At 37.8% G+C, this 572-nt stretch carries 1 protein-coding gene; it reads right to left on the bottom strand.

The window, feature by feature from the left end:
* The coding region (locus tag IE260_RS43475) for a uroporphyrinogen decarboxylase family protein (RefSeq protein ID WP_506005120.1) at positions 1 to 510 on the bottom strand (510 nt) is incomplete at its 3' end.
* Between the last annotated feature and the right edge of the window lie 62 nt (positions 511 to 572).

A 572-nucleotide genomic window follows, 5' to 3' on the forward strand; every position in this document is an offset into this window, starting at 1 on the left:
TTCAGGCTCGCTATAAAGCATTTTCTTGCTTTTAGCATACGATTTGCTCCCTTCGCCTTCTATCATGTAAGTCGCTAAAGTCCAAGGCGATCCGCAAAAACCGATTAACGCTTTCTCTTTAGAAAGCTTTTGGCGCGTTTGAGAAATCGTATCATAGACATAATTTAGTTGTTTATAAGCCCCTATTTTCAGGCTTTCCACGCTTTTTAAATCCGTAATGGTTTCTAAAAAATGCGGTCCCTTTTTAGGGATAAATTCCAAATTCAAGCCCATTTCCAAAGGCACTACTAAAATATCGCTAAACAAAATAGCCGCATCCACGCCTAAAATCTCTACTGGCTGCAAAGTAACTTCTGTGGCTAAATCGCTATTTTTACACAATTCCAAGAAACTCCCCGCTTTTTTACGACTCTCTTGATATTCGCTAAGGTAACGCCCCGCTTGCCTCATCATCCAAACGGGCGTATAAGGTGTTTCTTTTCTAAAACATGCATCAATGAAAATCATCATAAATCCTTAAAGGTTTGTCTGATTATTGTTTTTATACTCTATAGTTAATTCTTAAAACGAAT

The organism is Streptomyces viridiviolaceus, assembly GCF_014650995.1.
Classification (GTDB): Bacteria; Actinomycetota; Actinomycetes; order Streptomycetales; family Streptomycetaceae; genus Streptomyces; species Streptomyces viridiviolaceus.